Source organism: Rhizobium album (genome assembly GCF_003122325.1).
In the GTDB taxonomy this organism is placed as follows: Bacteria; Pseudomonadota; Alphaproteobacteria; order Rhizobiales; family Rhizobiaceae; genus Metarhizobium; species Metarhizobium album.
The window spans coordinates 1-19251 of the sequence record NZ_QFBC01000033.1; the positions used below are offsets into that span (position 1 = coordinate 1).

General features: G+C 62.8%; 19 protein-coding genes and 1 pseudogene. 13 read left to right on the forward strand and 7 right to left on the reverse strand.

Annotated features, from left to right (window positions below):
* Positions 1–306: 306 nt before the first annotated feature.
* Together DEM27_RS32445 and DEM27_RS32450 are read right to left on the reverse strand one after the other, a co-directional pair.
* Entirely contained in the window at positions 307–897 is a 591-nt protein-coding gene (locus tag DEM27_RS32445) for a relaxase/mobilization nuclease domain-containing protein (RefSeq protein ID WP_109462357.1), read from the reverse strand.
* On the reverse strand, positions 894–1307 hold the full coding sequence (locus DEM27_RS32450) for a plasmid mobilization protein (RefSeq protein ID WP_205909013.1): 414 nt from the start codon (positions 1305–1307) through the stop codon (positions 894–896). The genes DEM27_RS32445 and DEM27_RS32450 overlap by 4 nt, the downstream gene beginning before the upstream one ends.
* A 312-nt stretch (positions 1308–1619) precedes the next feature.
* Here DEM27_RS32450 and DEM27_RS32460 point away from each other — a divergent pair, with 312 nt between their 5' ends.
* Positions 1620–3254 (forward strand): AMP-binding protein, encoded by a 1635-nt coding sequence (locus DEM27_RS32460; protein WP_109462359.1) that lies wholly within the window; start codon positions 1620–1622, stop codon positions 3252–3254.
* Between the two features lie 21 nt (positions 3255–3275).
* Here DEM27_RS32460 and DEM27_RS32465 read toward each other — a convergent pair whose 3' ends face one another.
* From DEM27_RS32465 to secA, 3 genes are all read right to left on the reverse strand, one after another.
* Entirely contained in the window at positions 3276–4520 is a 1245-nt protein-coding gene (locus DEM27_RS32465; RefSeq protein ID WP_109462360.1) for a GNAT family N-acetyltransferase, read from the reverse strand.
* Between the two features lie 32 nt (positions 4521–4552).
* On the reverse strand, positions 4553–5965 hold the full coding sequence (locus DEM27_RS32470; protein ID WP_109462361.1) for a lipopolysaccharide biosynthesis protein: 1413 nt from the start codon (positions 5963–5965) through the stop codon (positions 4553–4555).
* 174 nt (positions 5966–6139) lie between these two features.
* Positions 6140–8866: a preprotein translocase subunit SecA gene (secA, locus tag DEM27_RS32475; protein WP_109462362.1), complete on the reverse strand. Its 2727-nt coding sequence runs from the start codon at positions 8864–8866 to the stop codon at positions 6140–6142.
* A 244-nt stretch (positions 8867–9110) separates the two neighbouring features.
* On the opposite strand from secA, the gene DEM27_RS32480 reads away from it, so the two are divergent.
* The 6 genes and pseudogenes from DEM27_RS32480 (at position 9111) to DEM27_RS32505 (ending at position 13189) form a co-directional block, all read left to right on the forward strand.
* Positions 9111–9950 (forward strand): peptidylprolyl isomerase, encoded by an 840-nt coding sequence (locus DEM27_RS32480; protein WP_109462363.1) that lies wholly within the window; start codon positions 9111–9113, stop codon positions 9948–9950.
* A gap of 53 nt (positions 9951–10003) precedes the next feature.
* Positions 10004–11245 (forward strand): bifunctional glutamate N-acetyltransferase/amino-acid acetyltransferase ArgJ, encoded by a 1242-nt coding sequence (argJ, locus tag DEM27_RS32485; RefSeq protein ID WP_109462364.1) that lies wholly within the window; start codon positions 10004–10006, stop codon positions 11243–11245.
* A pseudogene (locus DEM27_RS32490) lies at positions 11226–12037 on the forward strand (GNAT family N-acetyltransferase). Before argJ ends, DEM27_RS32490 begins: the two are co-directional and overlap by 20 nt.
* 26 nt (positions 12038–12063) lie before the next feature.
* A complete protein-coding gene (mutT, locus tag DEM27_RS34875; RefSeq protein WP_280954553.1) occupies positions 12064–12492 on the forward strand; it encodes an 8-oxo-dGTP diphosphatase MutT in 429 nt (142 codons plus the stop codon).
* A gap of 97 nt (positions 12493–12589) precedes the next feature.
* The gene (locus DEM27_RS32500; RefSeq protein WP_205909014.1) at positions 12590–12910 is read left to right on the forward strand and encodes a hypothetical protein; all 321 of its coding nucleotides are present in this window, start codon (positions 12590–12592) and stop codon (positions 12908–12910) included.
* A gap of 108 nt (positions 12911–13018) precedes the next feature.
* On the forward strand, positions 13019–13189 hold the full coding sequence (locus DEM27_RS32505; RefSeq protein ID WP_109462367.1) for a Flp family type IVb pilin: 171 nt from the start codon (positions 13019–13021) through the stop codon (positions 13187–13189).
* Between the two features lie 57 nt (positions 13190–13246).
* Here DEM27_RS32505 and DEM27_RS32510 read toward each other — a convergent pair whose 3' ends face one another.
* Positions 13247–14152 (reverse strand): methyltransferase domain-containing protein, encoded by a 906-nt coding sequence (locus DEM27_RS32510; protein WP_109462368.1) that lies wholly within the window; start codon positions 14150–14152, stop codon positions 13247–13249.
* Between the two features lie 94 nt (positions 14153–14246).
* Between DEM27_RS32510 and DEM27_RS32515 the strand changes: the two genes are divergently transcribed.
* The 5 genes from DEM27_RS32515 to DEM27_RS32535 are packed head-to-tail and all read left to right on the forward strand — an operon-like array spanning position 14247 to position 17159.
* Positions 14247–14993, forward strand: coding sequence for a ComF family protein (locus tag DEM27_RS32515; RefSeq protein ID WP_109462369.1), 747 nt, complete (start codon positions 14247–14249; stop codon positions 14991–14993).
* A gap of 46 nt (positions 14994–15039) precedes the next feature.
* Entirely contained in the window at positions 15040–15300 is a 261-nt protein-coding gene (gene grxC, locus DEM27_RS32520) for a glutaredoxin 3 (RefSeq protein WP_109462370.1), read from the forward strand.
* Between the two features lie 4 nt (positions 15301–15304).
* The gene (locus tag DEM27_RS32525; protein ID WP_109462371.1) at positions 15305–16159 is read left to right on the forward strand and encodes a carbon-nitrogen hydrolase family protein; all 855 of its coding nucleotides are present in this window, start codon (positions 15305–15307) and stop codon (positions 16157–16159) included.
* On the forward strand, positions 16156–16584 hold the full coding sequence (locus DEM27_RS32530; protein WP_109462372.1) for a DUF1178 family protein: 429 nt from the start codon (positions 16156–16158) through the stop codon (positions 16582–16584). The genes DEM27_RS32525 and DEM27_RS32530 overlap by 4 nt, the downstream gene beginning before the upstream one ends.
* Before the next feature lie 5 nt (positions 16585–16589).
* Positions 16590–17159, forward strand: a complete 570-nt coding sequence (locus tag DEM27_RS32535) for a DUF3291 domain-containing protein (protein ID WP_109462373.1) — start codon at positions 16590–16592, stop codon at positions 17157–17159.
* A 15-nt stretch (positions 17160–17174) separates the two neighbouring features.
* Here the strand turns inward: DEM27_RS32535 and ubiG are convergent, their stop codons facing one another.
* The gene (gene ubiG / locus DEM27_RS32540) at positions 17175–17918 is read right to left on the reverse strand and encodes a bifunctional 2-polyprenyl-6-hydroxyphenol methylase/3-demethylubiquinol 3-O-methyltransferase UbiG (protein WP_109462374.1); all 744 of its coding nucleotides are present in this window, start codon (positions 17916–17918) and stop codon (positions 17175–17177) included.
* A 224-nt stretch (positions 17919–18142) separates the two neighbouring features.
* Here ubiG and DEM27_RS32545 point away from each other — a divergent pair, with 224 nt between their 5' ends.
* Complete coding sequence (locus DEM27_RS32545; RefSeq protein WP_245446284.1) at positions 18143–18910, forward strand: SH3 domain-containing protein; 768 nt, start codon at positions 18143–18145, stop codon at positions 18908–18910.
* Positions 18911–19251: the final 341 nt, after the last annotated feature.

A 19251-nucleotide genomic window follows, 5' to 3' on the forward strand; every position in this document is an offset into this window, starting at 1 on the left:
GCGCAGGGTCATCATGTCGTCGGTCATCGGTGATCTTTCCTTCAGGTTGGTCTTGAACAACCCGACCCTACCGGAAAAACACTGGTGACCGCCGATACCCTGATACACCACCTCCTGGGACACGATCAGTCTGTGCATCTTCTACGGACGGAAGCGCGGCCATATCGCCCATGCGGGCAACGACTTCCTTTGTCTTCACATTCGCCCACCGCGCAACGGAATAGATTTCGCCGTGAATATCGACGGCCACCACGGCACGGCGATCTCCACGGGCGAGATAATAGCCCCGTTGTTCCAATGACTGTTTCAACGCCTTGCCGGAATCGGACGAGGCCCAGCATTGTTGAAACAGCGCCTTGATGTCGCGGGGTCTTGTCCCGTGCGCTTCGCCTGAAACCATTCCTTCTGGTCGAAGTTGAGAGGATTGCGCAACGCCGGATCAATCATGCCGACCGGCATCTTACATCCGTGCTCGATGTAAAGCTCGCGGGAAATGTCCATGAGCTTGCGCTTGGTATGGGCGAGATTGATGGCCGTCATGCTTTCGGCGTCAATCCGCGACCAGACGCAGTGCACATGGCGGCGGCCTTCCTTCTCATGGAAAATCAGGACGCGGGGCTGGCCTTCCAGCCCCAGCTTCTTTTCGATCCGTTGTACGGCGTCTTCAAAAACGGAAACAGGCACGTTTTCCTCTTCCGGTGGATTGAGGGAGCAGGAAAACAGGAACTGTTTGCATTTGGTGCCGCGACTGATCGCATAGGCTTCCCGAAACGCGCCCGCCACCGTATCCGAGACGAAGCCATGGATTTCGTGGACTTCGACATGCTCGTTTTCGGGTTTCATCAAATGGCGGGCCAGATCGTCATGACCCGCCCGTTGCGAGGCTTTCAGGATCACGGGCGTTCGCCTCCGGTCAGACCGAGCGCCAGCAGCAAATCGCGGCGCATGGCAATGACGGCGGCGCAGGCGTCTGCAATCTCCGTTTCGGTTTCCGGTGTGACAGGCAGAGCGCCGATATTCACGGCCTTGGCGAGCTGGTTGAGGTTGCTGGACAGGCGTGAGCCGCCGAGCGCGGCCAGAACCCGCGCCAGCGCGGTTTCGTCCACGGCGGGCTTGCGGGAAGCCCGCCGCTTGCTCTGGACTTCCTCGCCAAGCGCGGCGTTGCGGATGAACGTGCCGAGTGGCACCCGTCCGGCGCGTTCCAGCAGAAGGCGCTTTTCGTCGTCCGTCAGGCGCAAGCAGAAGTTTTTCGTTTCCGGCTTGCGCCGTTTCGGGCGGGCCTCTTGAGATTTGGAAATGTCAGCCATCGGCTCGCCCTCAAGGTGAAGGCGGGGCCGGACGGGCCAGCGATGTATCTTTTAAAATTTGCTCCCATTGAGCCAATTCGGTAAAGACTTGGTTCGACGCTTCCCCTGTGAAGCGCACCACTTTTTTGCGCGAGGCCGCTTTGCAGCCTATCGCGCGGTTGCCCTCGCTACGCTTCGGTGCACGATCTCTTGAGATCCCATCGTCATTGACGAACCTCCCGGCGCAGCCGTTGTTTGCGCTGCGAAAAGGTTTCGATTGTCTTTTTGTCGTCCGCGATGTTAGCTGCAGTGCAGCAAAACCGGATTTTTGACATGAAACTGCCGTTCCGCGACACCTACGAGGCGCTTTACCGCGATTTTTCCTGGGATATTCCGCGACATTTCAACATGGGCGTCGCCGTCAGCGATGATTGGGCGGCACGGGCGCCGCAGCGGGTGTGCCTCGAACATTTCAGCCCGGACGGCCGGCATCGGTCGATGACCTATGGGGAATTGTCGGCGCAGTCGGCGTCTTTTGCCGGTGCGCTACAGGCGTTCGGCCTCGGCCGGGGTGACCGGGTGGCGCTGCTGCTGCCGCAGAGTTTCGAGACTGTCGTCTCGCATGTCGGCATCTACAAGCTCGGGGCGATCGCCCTGCCGCTGGCGCTGCTTTTCGGTGCCGAGGCGCTGGAATATCGCCTCAGGATCGCCGGTGCTGCCGCCATCGTCACCAATGCCTTCGGCTTTTCGCGCCTGCGGGACATCCGCGACCGGTTGCCGGACCTGCGCCACGTCATCCTGATCGATAGCGAGGAGCCGGGAACGTATTCCTTCCAGGATCTGGTGACGCAGCATCCGCCATTGGCGGAGGTGAAGGCGGGTGGTCCGGACGAGCCGGCGCTGATGATCTTCACTTCCGGCACCACGGGGCCGCCCAAGGGCGCGCTGCATGGTCACCGGGTGCTTGCCGGCCATATTCCGGGCATGCAGATGGCGCATCATTTCCTGCCACAGCCGGGTGACAAGGTCTGGACGCCGTCCGACTGGGCCTGGGCGGGCGGGCTGCTGAACGCGCTGCTGCCGGCCTTGATGCTCGGCGTTCCGGTCGTGTCGTCGCCGGCGCAGAAATTCGATGCCGACATGGCGTTTCGCATCATGGCCGAGATGAAGGTGCGCAACGCCTTCATCCCGCCGACGGCGCTGCGGCTGCTTTCGGCGGTGGAGCGGCCGCTGGAAAAATATGCGCTGGACCTGCGCACCATCGGTTCGGCCGGCGAATCGCTCGGCCGCGAAACCTATGAATGGGCAAAGAGGACGCTGGGGCTGACCGTCAACGAATTCTATGGCCAGACGGAATGCAATTTCGTGCTGTCCTCGGCCGCGAATCTCGGCGTCACCAAGGCCGGTTCGATCGGCCGCGCGGTGCCGGGGCACCGCGTCGCCATCCTCGATGCCGCGGGCACGCCCTTGACGCCGGGATCGATCGGCCAGATCGCCATTCACAAATCATCGCCTTCGATGTTTCTCGGATATTGGCAGAATGACGAGGCAACGGAGACCAAGTTTAGCGGTGACTGGATGCTGACCGGCGATCAGGGGCGGCAGGACGAAAACGGCTATGTCGCGTTCTTCGGCCGCGACGACGATGTCATCACCTCCTCGGGATATCGCATCGGCCCGGGCGAGATCGAGGATTGCCTGGTCGGCCATCCGGCCGTGCAGCTTGCGGCGGTCATCGGCAAGCCGGATCCGCTGCGAACCGAGATCGTCAAGGCCTATGTCGTGCTGGCGCCGGGTTACCGGCCCGGCGAGGCGCTGGCGGCGGAGATCCGCGACTGGGTGAAGACACGGCTGTCCATGCATGAATATCCGCGCGAGGTGGAGTTCATCGATGCCTTGCCGCTGACGACCACCGGCAAGGTGATTCGCCGGCTCCTGCGCGACAGGGCGGCCGCGGAAGCGGCCTGACGCCGGATATAGAGCGGGCGATCAGCGCCCGGCCAGCGACAGGATCTTTTCGCGCAGCAGACGGGCCATATTGCGGGTGTTGCGGTAGAGGTGCAACTGAGTGGAGACCTGCCGCACGTCGCGGTCGCCGTTCTGCTGCAGGCCGACGACCAGCGTGCCCATATCCTCGCGCTCTTCCCAGAAACGGCTCATGATCGGATGATCGGGCACGGCGCAGGAATCGGTGCGGGCGATATTGGCGTCGTCGAGGTGCCATTCCGTCAGTTCGGCGACGAGGAGCTTGCCGGGGGAATATTTGGCGAAGCTCTCATCGAAGGCGGTCTTCCACGTGTAGGCCTCGCCGGCGGTGATGAACACCACCATCGAGGCGATCGCCTGGCCGTTGAAATCGAGCGTGTGGATGCGCACCGCATCGGCTTCGGCGAGATTGGTGATCGCTTCGCGGGCAAAGGCTGCGCGGTAACGGTCGACGACCATGGCGGTTCGTTTGGCGCCTTTCCAGCCGCTGGCCTCCAGCGCCAGGAATTCTTCCATGCGATGGCGGATATCGCCCGGCTGGCGCGCCACATTGTATGTCAGCGTTCCATGGGCGGAAAGGGCGCGCCATTGCCGGCGAATGTCGCGCAGGTGTTCCTTGGAGATGGAGTGTTTCAGATAGGTCTCGCCATCCTGCAGGCTTTCCAGCATCGGCCGGCGGAAGGCGCCGATCGTCGAGATCGGCAGGTTGCGGCCGATGGCGATCGCCTTGGCGAGCTGGGCGAAACTGCCGTTCAGGCGCAGGTCCGGCATGACGAGGATCGACGGCAGGCCGGCGAGCTTGTTGCCCAGCGCGTCGAAGAGATTGTCGATGCTTTCGGCCGCGTCTTCGGCGTCGACCAGTGGCGTGCCGAGTGGTCCGAACGGATTGGACCAGACGCGGATGATCGAGGGGCCGACGGAGAATCCCGGTTTTTCGACGGAAAACGGCATCGCCAGCCGCAGGCGGCTGCGGCCGCCATCCTCGTCGCGGATGAGCGCCAGACGCACCTGCCGGTCGTCGAGGCGGGGCATCGCCGGCGCCAGGAAGCGGCCGTTGAAGAAGACGTTGGGCTCCATGGCGCGGTTGGCCAGGAAGTCGATTTCGTGCTGCAAGTCGTAGCCCATGCTGGCCGGATAGAGGCTGAGTTCGCGCCCCGGACGGCCGATCGGCAGATGCACGTCGGCGACCGGCCGGTCCAGCCGCGAGGTTGCGAGTTCGCCGACCATGCGGTTGGCGCTGCTGTTCATGCTTTCATTGTAGACAGGAGGTTGTGCCACGATCACGCGACCTTTGTCTTGAAGAGGGCAAGGGGATCGGCAAAGGCGAAGAGGACGATGCCGAGCGAACGCCGCACGGCAATGTGCAGCAGGAGCGCCTCGACCATCATCGCGCCGGCGGCGGCAGATGCCGCCCCGACCAGGCCGAACAACGGAATGAGGGTGATGTTGAGCAGGATGTTGGCCGACAGCGCCCCGGCGTAGAGCACGACGCAGAGTTTCTGCCGGCCCGCCATCGTCAGCAACACTTCGCCGGGGCCGATCATCGCCTTGCAGAGGATGCCGGCGAAAAGGATCGCCATCAGCACGTAACCGGCGGTGAATGCCGGACCGAACAGCGACAGCAACGGCTCGCCGACGGCCAGCACCGCCAGCCCGACGGCCAGAGACGGCCAGAAGGTCCAGCGCACGGTCTCGCCGGCAAAGCTTGCGAGCGAGCGCATGTCGTTTTCGGCGATCATCGCCGAGAAGCGCGGCGCGGCGGCGGCCTTTACCGAAAAATAGACGAACTGCACCAGGGCCATGGTCTTCGTTGCGGCGAAATAGATGGCGACCTGATCGGGGTCGAGATAGAGGCCGACGACGATGACGTCGGAATTGGTCAGGAGGAAGCTGAAGCCTTCGATCAGGAAGATCGGCACGGCAAAGCGCAGCCAGCCGAAGAAATCGATCTTCATGGCGCCGCGGACGTAACGCTTGCCGAGACGCCAGGTGACGGTGAGGAACTGGCCGAGCGTCGTGACGTAGGTGGCCGCCAGGGCCGCCAGCATCGCCGTTTCGGCCGTATGGGCGGCACCCGAACGCACGGCGATCAGCATGAAGACGAGGATCAGCGTCGGACGGATGATGTAGGTCGGGCTCAACGCCGTCACCGCCCAGCTGTTGGCGCGCGCCGTGCCGTCAAGGACATCGCCGAGGGCGATCATCGGCAGGGTGAAGAGACCGAGGAACAGCGGCACGGCATAATAGCTCTCGATCGAGGCGCTGAATAGCGTGATGCCGATGTAGCCGACGACGGCCAGCGCGCTTGCTGACAGCATCGCGAAGATGCGCACGGTCACCGTCAGCCCGCGAATCTCGTCCAGCGCGCCCACGGCCCTGTATTGCGGCAGGAAGCGGATCACCGTCGAGTGGAAGCCGAGGCAGGAGAGATTGCCGAACAGCACCACCATCACCCAGACGAAGACGAAGATGCCGTACTGGAATTCGCCCATGATGCGGGCCTGGATGATCTGCGAGACGAAGGCGATGGCGGCGCTGACGACGCGGATGACGAAGGCGGTGAGCGCCATGCGCTGCGCGGCGGCCTTTTCCCCGTCACCGGTGATGGCGGCGGAAACCTTGCGCAGCAACGGCGTCACCACGGCCCGCAGGCCGGATGGCAGCAGTCGTTCGGCAGTTTCGATGAACGCCATATTCAACACGCAGAACCTTGGTGACGCAAAACAACACCCGAAGTCTTGTCAGATCAGCGTTAAGAAACGGTTCAAGACCGGTTGCCGGATCGGATGCGACGCAAGGTCGTATCGAATGAAAATGCCGCCCGGAGGCGGCATTCGAAATGTTTGAAAACTTGCGATGCTCGTCGGTCAGACGGCTTCGAAGGCGCCGTGACAATGCTTGTATTTCTTGCCGGAACCGCAGGGGCAGGCCTCGTTGCGGCCGATCTTGCCCCAGGTGCGCGGATCCTGTGGATCGCGCTGTTCCGGCGGCACGATGACTTCGGCTGCTCCGAGAACGGCCTGGCCGCCGAAATCGTCTTCGCCGGTGGTGGCGTCGAGGTGGTGGCCTTCCATGACCGGCAGGCTCGGCGGCGGCGCGTCGGCCGCCTCGCGCACCAGTTCGGCGCGCATCAGCTGCGTCGTCACCATCTGGCGGAGGTTGTTGAGCAGGGCCTGGAAGAGTTCGAAGGCCTCCGACTTGTATTCCTGCAGCGGGTCGCGCTGGGCGTAGCCGCGAAAGCCGATGACCGAACGCAGGTGGTCGAGGTTGACGATGTGCTCGCGCCAGAGGTGGTCCAGCGTCTGCAGCACGATCGAGCGTTCGACATAGGTCATGATTTCCGGGCCGAACCGTTCGGCCTTCTCGGCGGTGGCGGCATCCGCGGCGGCCGTTATGCGTTCGAGCACGTCTTCTTCGCCGATGCCCTCTTCCTTGAGCCAGTCCTGGATCGGCAGATTGAGGTTGAGCGTCTGCAGGACGGCGTTCTGCAGGCCTTCGCCATCCCACTGCTCGGCATAGGCGCGTTCGGGGATGTGACGGGCGACCATGGCCTCGATCGTCTCGGTGCGCATGTCGGCGATGGTTTCGGTAACGCTTTCGGCGTCCATCAGCTCGATGCGCTGCTCGAAGATCACCTTGCGCTGGTCGTTGAGCACGTCGTCGTATTTCAGAAGGTTCTTGCGGATGTCGAAGTTGCGAGCCTCGACCTTCTTCTGCGCCCGTTCCAGAGCCTTGTTGATCCAGGGATGGACGATCGCCTCGCCTTCCTTCAGGCCGAGCTTGGTCAGCATGCTGTCCATACGCTCCGAGCCGAAGATGCGCATCAGGTCGTCCTGCAGCGACAGGTAGAACTTCGAGCGGCCGGGGTCGCCCTGGCGGCCGGAACGGCCACGCAGCTGGTTGTCGATGCGGCGGCTTTCGTGGCGTTCGGTGGCGATGACGTAGAGACCGCCGGCGGCGAGCGCCTTCTTCTTCAGTTCCTGCACTTCGGCGCGGATCGCCTGTTCGCGGGCATCACGCTCCGGACCGGCTTCCATGCCTTCGAGGTCGCGCTCGAGGCGCATGTCGAGGTTGCCGCCGAGCTGGATGTCGGTACCGCGGCCGGCCATGTTGGTGGCGATCGTCACGGCGCCGGGCACGCCGGCCTGGCTGACGATATAGGCTTCCTGCTCGTGGTAGCGGGCGTTGAGAACCTGGAAGTCGTTGAAGCCGGTCTTCTTCAGCAGTTCGGCCAGCAGCTCGGACTTTTCGATCGAGGTCGTGCCGACCAGAACCGGCTGGCCACGCGCGTTGGCGTCCTTGATCTCGACGATGATCGCCTTGTACTTCTCTTCGCCGGTCCGGTAGACCTCGTCGTCCTCGTCGATACGCTTGATCGGCAGGTTGGTCGGGACTTCGACCACGTCGAGACGATAGATGTTGGCGAATTCTTCCGCTTCCGTCGAGGCCGTGCCGGTCATGCCGGCGAGCTTGTCGTACATGCGGAAATAGTTCTGGAAGGTGACGGAGGCCAGAGTCTGGTTTTCCGGCTGGATCTGTACGCGTTCCTTGGCTTCGAGTGCCTGGTGCTGGCCCTCCGAATAACGGCGGCCCGGCATCATGCGGCCGGTGAACTCGTCGATGATCACCACTTCGTTGTTGCGGACGATGTAGTCCTTGTCGCGCTGGAACAGCTTGTGGGCCTTGAGCGCGTTGTTGATGTGATGGACGATTGCGACGTTTTCGACGTCATACAGGGCATTGCCCTTGAGCAGGCCGGCTTCGCGCAGCAGGTTTTCCAGCTTCTCGGTGCCGACCTCGGAGAAGTTGGCCGAACGCTGCTTCTCGTCGATCTCGTAGTCTTCCGGCGACAGCAGCGGCACGAAGGCATCGATGGTGTTGTAGAGGTCGGAGCGGTCGTCCAGCGGGCCGGAGATGATCAGCGGCGTGCGCGCTTCGTCGACCAGGATCGAGTCCACTTCGTCGACGATGGCGAAGGCATGGCCGCGCTGCACCATCTGGCCACGCTCATACTTCATGTTGTCGCGCAGGTAATCGAAGCCGAGTTCGTTGTTGGTGGCATAGGTGATGTCGCAGGCGTAAGCCGCGCGCCGCTCCTCGTCGGACAGGCCGTGGACGATGACGCCCGTGCTCATGCCGAGGAAGCCGTAGAGGCGGCCCATGGTGGCGGCGTCGCGGCTGGCGAGGTAGTCGTTCACCGTCACGACGTGCACGCCGCGCGAGGCCAGCGCGTTGAGGTAGACCGGCAGGGTCGCCACCAGCGTCTTGCCTTCGCCGGTCTTCATTTCGGCGATGGCGTTGTCGTTGAGGATCATGCCGCCGATCAGCTGGACGTCGAAGGGACGCAGGCCGAGAACGCGGCGGGATGCCTCGCGCACCACGGCGAAGGCCGGCACGAGAATGTCCTCGAGGCTCTTGCCCGCGGCGAGCTGCTGGCGAAATTCCACCGTCTTGCCGGCCAGCTGCTCGTCGGAGAGCGCTTTCATGCTCTCTTCCAGAGCATTGATCGCCTGGACCTGTGGCCGGTACGACTTCACACGGCGCTCGTTCGAGGAGCCGAAGAGCTTGCGGGCTAGGCCGCCAAAACTGACCATAACGATGGCCCTTTCTGATTAATGTCCCGGGGCGATCGGACCTGGATCAAATGCCGGATTTCGGCAGATAGGCGCAATACGGCCGGAAACTTTTCTGGACGCGAGGTTGCGTGACAGATAAGAGGGGGGTCGATTGATGTCAACGGGACAAGCCGATACAGAATGGCCACATTCTGGTGTTGAGGACGTTTTTGACCGGAATTGCGAAGAGCTGATAGCCGGTTTCATTCCGAAAGGTTAATTCATGCTGAGCTACAATAAACTGGCTGCGATGGCGTTCGCAACGCTTGTCGGCCTTCACATGCCCGCGCTGGCCGAGGATGCCGTGGTCGCGACGGTCGGCGATCTGCCGATCCACCAGTCCGAACTCGACATCGCCGTTGCCGGTCTCGACCCGCAACTGGCCCAGTTGCCGGACGAACAGAAGAAGATCGCGGCTCTCTCCAGCATCATCGATGTCAAGCTTCTCGCCAAGGGCGCTTCCGCCGAGGGCCTGGACAAGACCGACGATTTCAAGACCCGCATGCAGTACCTTTCCGAGCGCGAGCTGCACAGCGCCTATTTCCGCAAGCATGTCGTCGACGCGCTGAAGCCGGAAGAGGTCAAGGCCCGCTATGACAAGGAAGTCGCAGCCCTGCCGCAGGAAGAAGAAGTACATGCCCGCCACATCCTGGTGAAGACCGAGGAAGAGGCCAAGGCGATCATCGCCGAGCTCGACGCCGGCAAGGATTTCATCGAGCTGGCCAAGGAAAAGTCCACGGATTCCAACAAGTCCGATGGCGGTGACCTCGGTTATTTCGCCAAGGGCCGCATGGTCAAGGAATTCGAAGACGCTGCCTTCGCGCTGGAAAAGGGTGCCTATACCAAGACCCCGGTGAAGAGCCAGTTCGGCTTCCATGTCATCAAGGTCGAAGACAAGCGCATCGCTCCGCCGCCGCCGTTCGAGCAGGTGCAGGACCAGGTTCGCAACATCGTCATCCGCGACAGGTATCTTGAACTCCTCAACAAGGCGAAGACCGAATCCAAGGTCGAGATCACCGACGAAGCCCTGCGCAAGGGCTACGAGGAAGCCAACAAGCAATAATTCACCGGAGCCCGTCTGCCAGACGGGCTCTTTACTTCTCCAGGGTCTGTCAGATGTCCGGTTCCGTTTCCCCGCTCGCACCAAAATCCTTCGCCACCGTTCCGGCCTTGCGCGGCGTGCGCATGGCGACCGCCTCAGCCGGGATCAAATACAAGAACCGGACGGATGTCCTGATGATGGTGTTCGACAAGCCGGCATCGGTGGCCGGCGTCTTCACCCGCTCGAAGTGCCCGTCGGCGCCGGTGGATTTCTGCCGCGCCAATCTGTCGCACGGCACGGCGCGTGCCGTCGTCGTCAACTCCGGCAATGCCAATGCCTTTACCGGCAAGAAGGGCCGCGAGGCGACGGCGCTGACGGCGAAGTCGGCCTCCGCCGCTGTTGGCTGCGGTGAAAACGAGGTCTACCTCGCCTCGACCGGCGTCATCGGCGAACCGCTCGACGCCACGAAATTTTCCGGCGTGCTGGATGCCATGGCCAAGGATGCCACCGGCGATTTCTGGTTCGAGGCGGCGAAGGCGATCATGACCACGGATACCTATCCGAAGGTCGCCACCCGCACGGCCGAGATCGGCGGCGTGAGCGTCACCATCAACGGCATCGCCAAGGGCGCCGGCATGATCGCGCCTGACATGGCGACGATGCTGTCTTTCGTCGTCACCGATGCCGACATCGCGCCGGCTGCGCTGCAGGCGCTGCTGTCGGAAGGCGTCGGCCCGACCTTCAACGCGGTGACCGTCGACAGCGACACCTCGACCTCCGACACGCTGCTGATGTTTGCCACGGGTGCCGCGGCGGCGGACGGGCAGGCCCGGGTGGAAACGGCCGGCGATGCCCGTCTCGCAAGCTTCCGCACCGCCCTCAACGAGCTGCTCAAGGATCTTGCCCTGCAGGTCGTCCGTGACGGTGAAGGTGCGCGCAAGATGGTGGCCGTAACCGTCGCCGGCGCCGAAAGCGACGTCGCCGCCAAGCGTATCGCGCTGTCGATCGCCAACTCGCCGCTGGTCAAGACGGCGGTCGCCGGCGAGGATGCCAACTGGGGCCGCGTCGTCATGGCGGTCGGCAAGTCCGGCGAGATGGCCGATCGCGACCGCCTGGCGATCTGGTTCGGCGGCATTCGTGTCGCCGTCGACGGCGAGCGCGATCCGGCCTATTCCGAGGCGGCGACCTCGGCGGCCATGAAGGAAGAGGATATCGACATCAAGGTCGACATCGGCCTCGGCAACGGCACCGCGACGGTATGGACCTGCGACCTGACCAAGGAATACGTCGCCATCAATGGCGATTACCGGAGCTGACAGGGATTGATGAACGCAGAAACGTCCAACACTGTAGACCTGCCGGCGGTTCGCCGGCTGGAAGCGGTGGGTTTTCGCGCCTGGCCGGCGGCATCCGTGCAGTATGACGGCAGCTGGCAGGTAAGGCTCACGGCGGGCCATCCCTCGCTGCGGCTCAATTGTGTCGTGCCGCTCGATCCGGGCGATTTCCGCGACGCGGCCATTCGGCTGGAAAAGGCACGCAAACGCTTCGAGGCCTACGGCCGGCCGCTGATCGTGCGGGAAACGCCGCTGGCGCCGCCGCCGCTGATCGCGATGCTGGACGGTGAGGGCTGGCAGCGTTTCGAAAGCGTCAGCGTTCTCAGCGCCGATCTCGCGACGATCGAATTGCCCGATACCATGGATCACCTGCCGAGCCATGACATCGGCTATTTCGTCGATGCCAGCCTGAAGGTGGAAGAGGCCGATCTCATCCGCAAGCCGGCGCTGGCCGAGATTCTGAGCGCCATCAAGCCGCCGTCCGGCCTGTTCGTCATCGAGGATCCGGGCAAGGGGGCGATCGCCTCCGTGTTGTGCGTGCAGGACAACGATCTCGCCGGCGTGATGATGCTGGCCGTCGCGCAATCCGAGCGGCGTCGCGGCCTCGGCATCGAAATCCTGTCATCGGCATTGCGCTGGGCACGCATGCGCGGCGCGCGCTCCGCATGGCTGCAGGTTGTGACGACCAACGAGGCGGCGCTGGCTCTTTACGGCAAGCTGGGTTTTGCGGAAGTCTACCGTTATCACTACTGGAGCAGGGACGGACAATCGTGAACGAGGCGGGCGTGAACGAGGCGGGCGTGAACGAGACGGGCGTAACCGGCGCGGGAAAGAAGCTGCTCCTGGTTGCAGCCTGTGCGCTGGTCGATACCGACAACCGGATTCTTCTGGCACAGCGGCCGGAGGGAAAGTCGTTGGCCGGGCTGTGGGAATTTCCGGGCGGCAAGGTCGAGCCGGGGGAAACGCCGGAAGAGGCGCTGATCCGCGAATTGCGCGAGGAACTGGGCGTCACGACCAGGGTCGCCTGCCTGGCGCCGCTGACCTTCGCCAGCCACACCTACGAGACGTTCCACCTGCTGATGCCGCTTTTCGTCTGCCGCCGTTATGAAGGCATTCCGCAGGGACTGGAGGGGCAGGTGGTCAAATGGGTGCGTCCGAATGCGCTGCGCGACTACCCGATGCCGCCCGCCGACGAGCCTTTGATCCCCATTCTTCAGGATTTGCTTTAATTCTCTTTCTCTTAGCGCTGTAATTAACAGATCGTTAAACAGGCTCTGGCATTTATCATCTTCAATCAAGCATGAAGATTGCGCCAAGAGGCTTGACATGATCGACGAGGATTTCTGGAAGACCGTCCAGGCAAAGGAACGGCAATCGCCTAAATCCCAGAAAAGTGGGGCACTGAACATCGCGTTGTTGTTCGGAACGGCGGTGATTGCGCTGACGCTTATCCTGACCCCGATGATGTCTAAATACGGCAGCCAGCGCCGTCTGGCGAGCATGCCCGACAATTACGATAATATCACCACCGGTTCGATCAAGCGGTCGGAAACCGGCAAGCGTTATACCGTGCGCCGCAGCGTGCTGCAGGAGACGCCGGGCTCCGTCTGCATCGTCGAAGGTTACGGTGCCGACAGCGGATGTTGAAATGCCGGAACCGGGCCTGGGCCCTGGGGCTGGAACCGACGAGATGACTTCTTGATCGCAGGTCCGGCAAGGGGCCACCTGTGCATCTTAGCTTTCCGGGAGTGGACAATGTTCGTGCGCAGGGTTTACGAGCTGCTTCGAGACAGGACGGGCACGACGCCGATGGAATATGGCATGATTGCCGCACTCGTCTCGATCGCCGTGCTGGTTTCCGTCGGCGGTTTTGCCAATGGTTTCAAGGATACTTACCTGCTGCTGTCCAGCACGATCGAAAAGTGAACCGGCATCGCGGCATAGTTTTGCACGGCTCGATCTTCTTGTTCCTGCGCAATTCCGCTATGCATCCTTGCTGGAATTGCTCTCATCCAGCTTGATTTCCTGAACTTTCAACGCATCCGCCAGCCGCGCCTTGGCCGAACCAGGCTTCAGCGGCTTCTGCTGGCTGTCATGCGGCGCCCAGCCTGAAACATAGATGATAGAAAAGGTGGCGCGGATGCGCCCATCCGGATCGGAATAGCGTTCGGCATAGAGTTCGGCCGCCCGCAGGAAGAAATTCCGGCCGAGCGGTTTGCGGCTGCGGCCGACGAGCGGATTGGCCATGCCCATGGCATGCAGGTCGCGCATCAGCGGAAACAGCGAGTCATAGCGCACGGTGTAGTTTTCGGCATCGACGACCGGCAGCGCGAATCCCGCCCGCTGCAACAGGCCGCCGACATCACGAACATCGGCGAAGGGAATGACGCGCGGGCTGGCGCCGCCTGTCACCTCGGCTTCGGTCGAAAGCAGCACGTCGCGCAGTTCCTGCAGCGTGCCGCTGCCGGGAATGGCGGCGAGAAACAGGCCGTCCGGTTTCAGCGCCCGGCGTATCTGCACGAAAACGCCCGGCGTATCGTTGGTCAGGTGCAGGCTCAGCGGCGAGACGACCAGATTGGTGCTCTCCGGCGCGAGCGGCAGCGTTTCCAGCGATGCTTCGGCGACTTCGCGTCCGTCGCCGATGTAGGCCGAGGGCAGCTCGATGCGGTTGAGCGTTTCCACCCGGCCCGTTGCAAGCGCGGCGCGGCCGGTTTCTCCCGTTGCCCCGAACAACTCGACGCCCGCCTCGAACCGCCGCTCGACGACCGAAAGCCGTGCGGCGATTTCTTCTGCGGCGATGTCGAGAAGGAAGGCCGCCTTCGGCTCGAAATTCCGCAAGGCCCGGCGGCGGTTGGCGGTGACCAGTTGCTGATCGAACAAGATATCCATGCTTCGTCCCGTCGAGATCGAAAGGTGTTTTGTTGTCGCAAAGGCGCCATGAAGGCTCTATTGTCAACCTGCCGGTTACCGAAAGGGAGAGGATGTGATCGGAGGGGCGATTTTGCTGCGGGCGCTCGGCGCCGTCGCCGATGTGGTCTATCCGCCCGGCTGCTCGGCCTGCGGCGCGGTGGCTGGCGCCCATCGCGGGCTTTGCGGCGGCTGCTGGTCGAAGATCCGCTTCATCGAACGTCCCTATTGCGACGTGCTGGGCCTGCCTTTCTCGCACGATCTCGGCAGCGGCATCTTGAGTGCCGAGGCGATCGCCAATCCGCCGGTCTTCGATCGCCTGCGCTCCGTGGCGCTGCATGAAGGCGTGGCCCGCGATCTCGTGCACGGCCTGAAATACCGCGACCGCACCGATCTCGCCCCGATGATGGCCGGCTGGATGCTGCGGGCCGGTGACGGTTTCGTCGAGACGGCCGATGCCATCGTGCCGGTGCCGCTGCACCGTTTGCGGATGATGTCGCGCAAGTTCAACCAGGCGGCCGAGCTTTCCCGCCATCTGGCCCGGCTTGCCGACCGGCCGCTTCTTGCCGCCACGCTTCTGCGCGTGAAACGTACCAGCCAGCAGGTGGGGCTTGGACAAAAAGCCCGCGAGGAAAACGTTCGCAGCGCTTTTAGCATCGCCGAGGGCAAACAATCCGATATCTTCGGACGGCGCATCGTCCTTATCGATGACGTCTATACCACCGGGGCGACTGTCTCTGCCGCAGCCAAGGTCCTCAAGAAGGCCGGTGCCGCGGATGTCACGGTTTTGACCTTTGCAAGGGCCTTGTCCGGTCCTATATGACAAGGCAGGAACGGCCGGTTCCAAAACCGGCGAGACGGAGACACGCATGGCTTCAGTGATCATTTATACCCGCCAGTTTTGCGGCTATTGCGCGCGGGCGAAAAGCCTGCTTCAGTCCAAGGGGGTGGATTTTGTCGAGCACGATGCCACCTACGCGCCGGATCTGCGCCAGGAGATGATCGAAAAGGCCGGCCGGTCGACCTTCCCGCAGATCTTCATCAACGGGCAGCATGTCGGCGGCTGCGACGACATCCATGCGCTCGACCGGGCCGGCAAGCTCGATCCGATGCTGGCGCAACAGGGATAAGACGATGACCTTCAAGGCTGCCGCGATACAGATGTGCTCCGGCGTCGATCCGGAGAAGAATGCCACCGACATGGCGCGGCTGGTGCGCGAGGCGGCCGGGCATGGCGCCGTCTACATCCAGACGCCGGAAATGACCGGCGCCATCCAGAAGGATCGCGCTGGCCTGCGGGCCGTGCTGAAGGATGAGGCGAACGACCTCATCGTCCGCAAGGCAGCCGAACTGGCCGGCGAGCTGAAGATTCATCTGCATGTCGGCTCGACGGCAATCGCCCTCGATGACGGCAAGATCGCCAATCGCGGTTTCCTGTTCGGGCCTGACGGCGCCGTCATCTGCACCTACGACAAAATCCATATGTTCGACGTCGATCTCGACAATGGCGAGAGCTGGCGCGAGAGCGCCGTCTATCGTCCGGGATCGCAGACGCGAATCGCCTCGCTGCCCTTTGCCGAGCTCGGTTTTACCATCTGCTACGATGTCCGCTTCCCCAGCCTCTTCCGGACCCAGGCGGTCAACGGGGCGCAGGTGATCTCGGTTCCGGCCGCGTTCACGCGCCAGACCGGCGAAGCCCATTGGGAAATCCTGTTGCGTGCCCGCGCCATCGAAAACGGCGTGTTCGTCATTGCCGCCGCACAGGCCGGTGTTCACGAGGATGGTCGCGAGACCTTCGGCCATTCGATGATCATCGACCCGTGGGGTCGTATCCTGGCCTCTGCCGGCGGCACCGGCGAGGCGGTGATCCTGGCCGATATCGACGTTGCGGCCGTGCAGGCGGCGCATCAGAAAATCCCGAACCTCAGGAATGCCCGCGAGTTCTCCCTCGACAAGGTGGAGGCGGTGGCGGGGGGCGTTGCCGCTTGATCCGCTATTCCCTCACCTGTGATTCCGCCCATGAGTTCGAAGGCTGGTTTTCGAAGAGCGAAGACTTCGACCGGCAGAAGGAAAGCGGTTTCCTGACCTGTCCCGTCTGCCAGTCGACGTCCATTTCGAAGCTTTTGATGGCGCCGTCGGTCAGCACGGCGCGTCAGAAGGAGGCGACGCGGACGCTGGTGATGGATGCCATGCAGCAGGAGGCGATGGCCAAGATGCGTGAAGCGATCGCGACCATCAAGGCGAGTGCCGAGGATGTCGGCACGCGGTTTCCCGAAGAGGCGCGCAAGATCCATTACGGCGAGGCGGATGCGCGCGGCATCATTGGCCAGGCGGCTCCGGAGGAAGCCCTGGCGCTGATCGAGGAAGGTATCGAGATCGCGCCGCTGCCGGTTTTGCCGGAAGACGTCAACTGATCCGGATGCGGCTGGCCATCTACAATTTCGGTCTGCATGTCGGCCCCTATGACTCAGCCGAGGTCGAGGGTTTTCGTCTGCGCGAGGCGGTAAATTTTACTGCGGCCGAACGGGCCGATGGTTTTTTCGGCCGGTCGGGTTATGACGGTGAGCCCGGCCCGTCGTCCTGGGGGTCCCAGGTCTTTCCCCGTTTCATCAAGGGCAGCAGCTTCGAAACCGGCCCGTCCTCCCTTTCCTTGTGGCGCGACATCGAATCGCTGATGGCATTTTCCTACAGCGGCGTTCACGCCGACGCGTTGAAGCACGCCCGCCACTGGAACGTGAAGCAGCAATGGCCGCCATTGGTGCTCTGGTGGGTGGAGAACGGTCGTCTGCCGGACTGGGAGGATGGCGTTGCGCGGCTGGAGCGCCTGCACGATCACGGGCCGAGCCCCGCGGCGTTTCATTTCAAGCAGGCCTATGATCCGGCCGGTGCCGCCTATGTGATCGACCGTGCCGTTGTTCGCGCGCTCGTCGACAAAAACAGCGCCGGGCAGGCGGACCTTTTGGCGCGCGTCAAAACCATGCCGGTGTGAGGCGAGCGTCGGCGATCAGCCGCGCTTCGCCAGCAGCATGTAGTTCACATCCATGTCCGGCGACAGGTTCCACTGGTTCTGCAGCGGATTGAAGAACACGCCGGTGCGATGGATGATCTCCATGCCGGATGCGGCAAGCGGCTTTTCCAGTTCTTCCGGCCGCACCAATTTTTCATACTGGTGCGTACCGCGCGGCAGCCAGCGCAGGATGTTTTCGGCAGCGAAGATGGCGAGAGCCGCGGCCTTCATCGTGCGGTTGATAGTGGCGACGAACATCAGGCCGCCGGGACGGACCATCTGCGCGCAGGTCGACATGAACAGGTCGACGTCGGCGACGTGCTCGACCACTTCCATGTTCAGTACGATGTCGAACGTCTCTCCGGCATTGGCGAGATCTTCGGCGGTCACAGCGCGGTAATCGACCGTCACGCCGGTCTGGGCCGCATGTGCCGAGGCAATGCCGATGTTCTTTTCCGAGGGGTCGGCACCGACGACGGAGGCGCCCATGCGGGCAACCGGCTCGGAAAGCAATCCGCCGCCGCAGCCGATATCCAGCACCCGCAAGCCCTCGAGCGGCCTTGCGCTTCTCGGGTTGCGGCCGAAATTCTCGGCAACCCGGTCGCGGATATAGGCAAGGCGGACGGGGTTGAACTTGTGAAGCGGCCTGAATTTGCCGGTGGGGCTCCACCATTCCGCCGCCATGGCGGAAAAGCGGTCGACTTCGGTCTGGTCGATCGTGGTGCGTGCGGCGTCCGTCATCTTCGGCTCCTTGAAGCGTGATGGAAGTGAAGTCGGACGATCCCTCCCGTAAGTCAAGGTCTGCTGTTGTCGCGGCGCGTTTTTCCATCTCGCCGGGCGCCGGGAAAAATGGCCGGCGATCTTAAAAAAGCCAAACCCTGCATTATTTGCTAACAGCAACAGTGGCGACGCTCATGGGCCCGGAATTTCCCGGGTTGCGAGGGTGTCGAGCGGGAGAAATATCGGTGAAATATCTTGTAAGAAGCGTTCTTGCTGCCTGTGCCCTTCTGGCCTTGCCGGCGCTCGCGGCAGCGGCGGACGGGTTTGCCACCTCCAACGTCAACATGCGGTCGGGTCCGAGCACACGCTATCCGGCGGTCACGGTCATTCCGGCCGGTGCGCCGGTGACGATCTACGGCTGCCTGGAGGAAACGCCGTGGTGCGACGTGTCGTACGGGCGCGTGCGCGGCTGGGTTGCCGGCCGTTACGTCCAGGCCGTCTACCGCCAGAACCGCGTCTATGTCGAACCGGAATATTACCGTCCGCTCGGCATCCCGACGATCACCTTCGACATCGACACCTATTGGGACCGGAACTATCGCCGGCGCGATTTTTATCGCGAGCGCGACCGTTGGCGGGACGAGCGGCCGTCGATCACAAGGCCCTGGGAGAACGATAACCGGCGCTGGGACCGTCGTCGCGACAACGACTGGGACAACAACAACCGGTGGGACCGGCGGCGTAACAACGAGGCACTCGACAATGAGCGCAACGATCGCGATCGCAACAGGGACCGTGATCGAGAGAGAAACCGCGATCGAGACAGAAATCGCAATACCGACAATGGTGGCGTGCGCATCGAGGACGGGCAGCAGAACAACACCTCGCGCAACCCCGATCGCGTCCGCAATTATGATGATGGCAATCTCGGTGATCCGATGGGCGGGCGCGAAGCCCGGCCGCGGGTGAGGATCGAAGGAAATTGCGTGCCCGGCCAGGATGGCTGCAACTGAGGCAGCTTCGGGCTCGAAATTTTGCCAACAAACACAAAGGGCGGGGCAGGTCCCCGCCCTCAGACTGCTGACAAACCCTCTTTAGGCTTCAGCCCATCCTTTTTGATTCCGATACGTTCTTCTTTCGATTCAGAGACGTTCCGTGAATCTGACGCTGACGACGAGACGCAGAGGGGTTTGTCAGCAAGCTGAGGGCGGGGCAGGTCCCCGCCCCCAGACTGCTGACAAACCCCTGGCCTTGACTGGGGGTTTATGATTCACTGGGACATGTTGAAGAAACCCGCTCCCGAACAGACGGCCCTCGAGATGGTGACGCTCGATGGGTTGGTGCCGAAAGACCA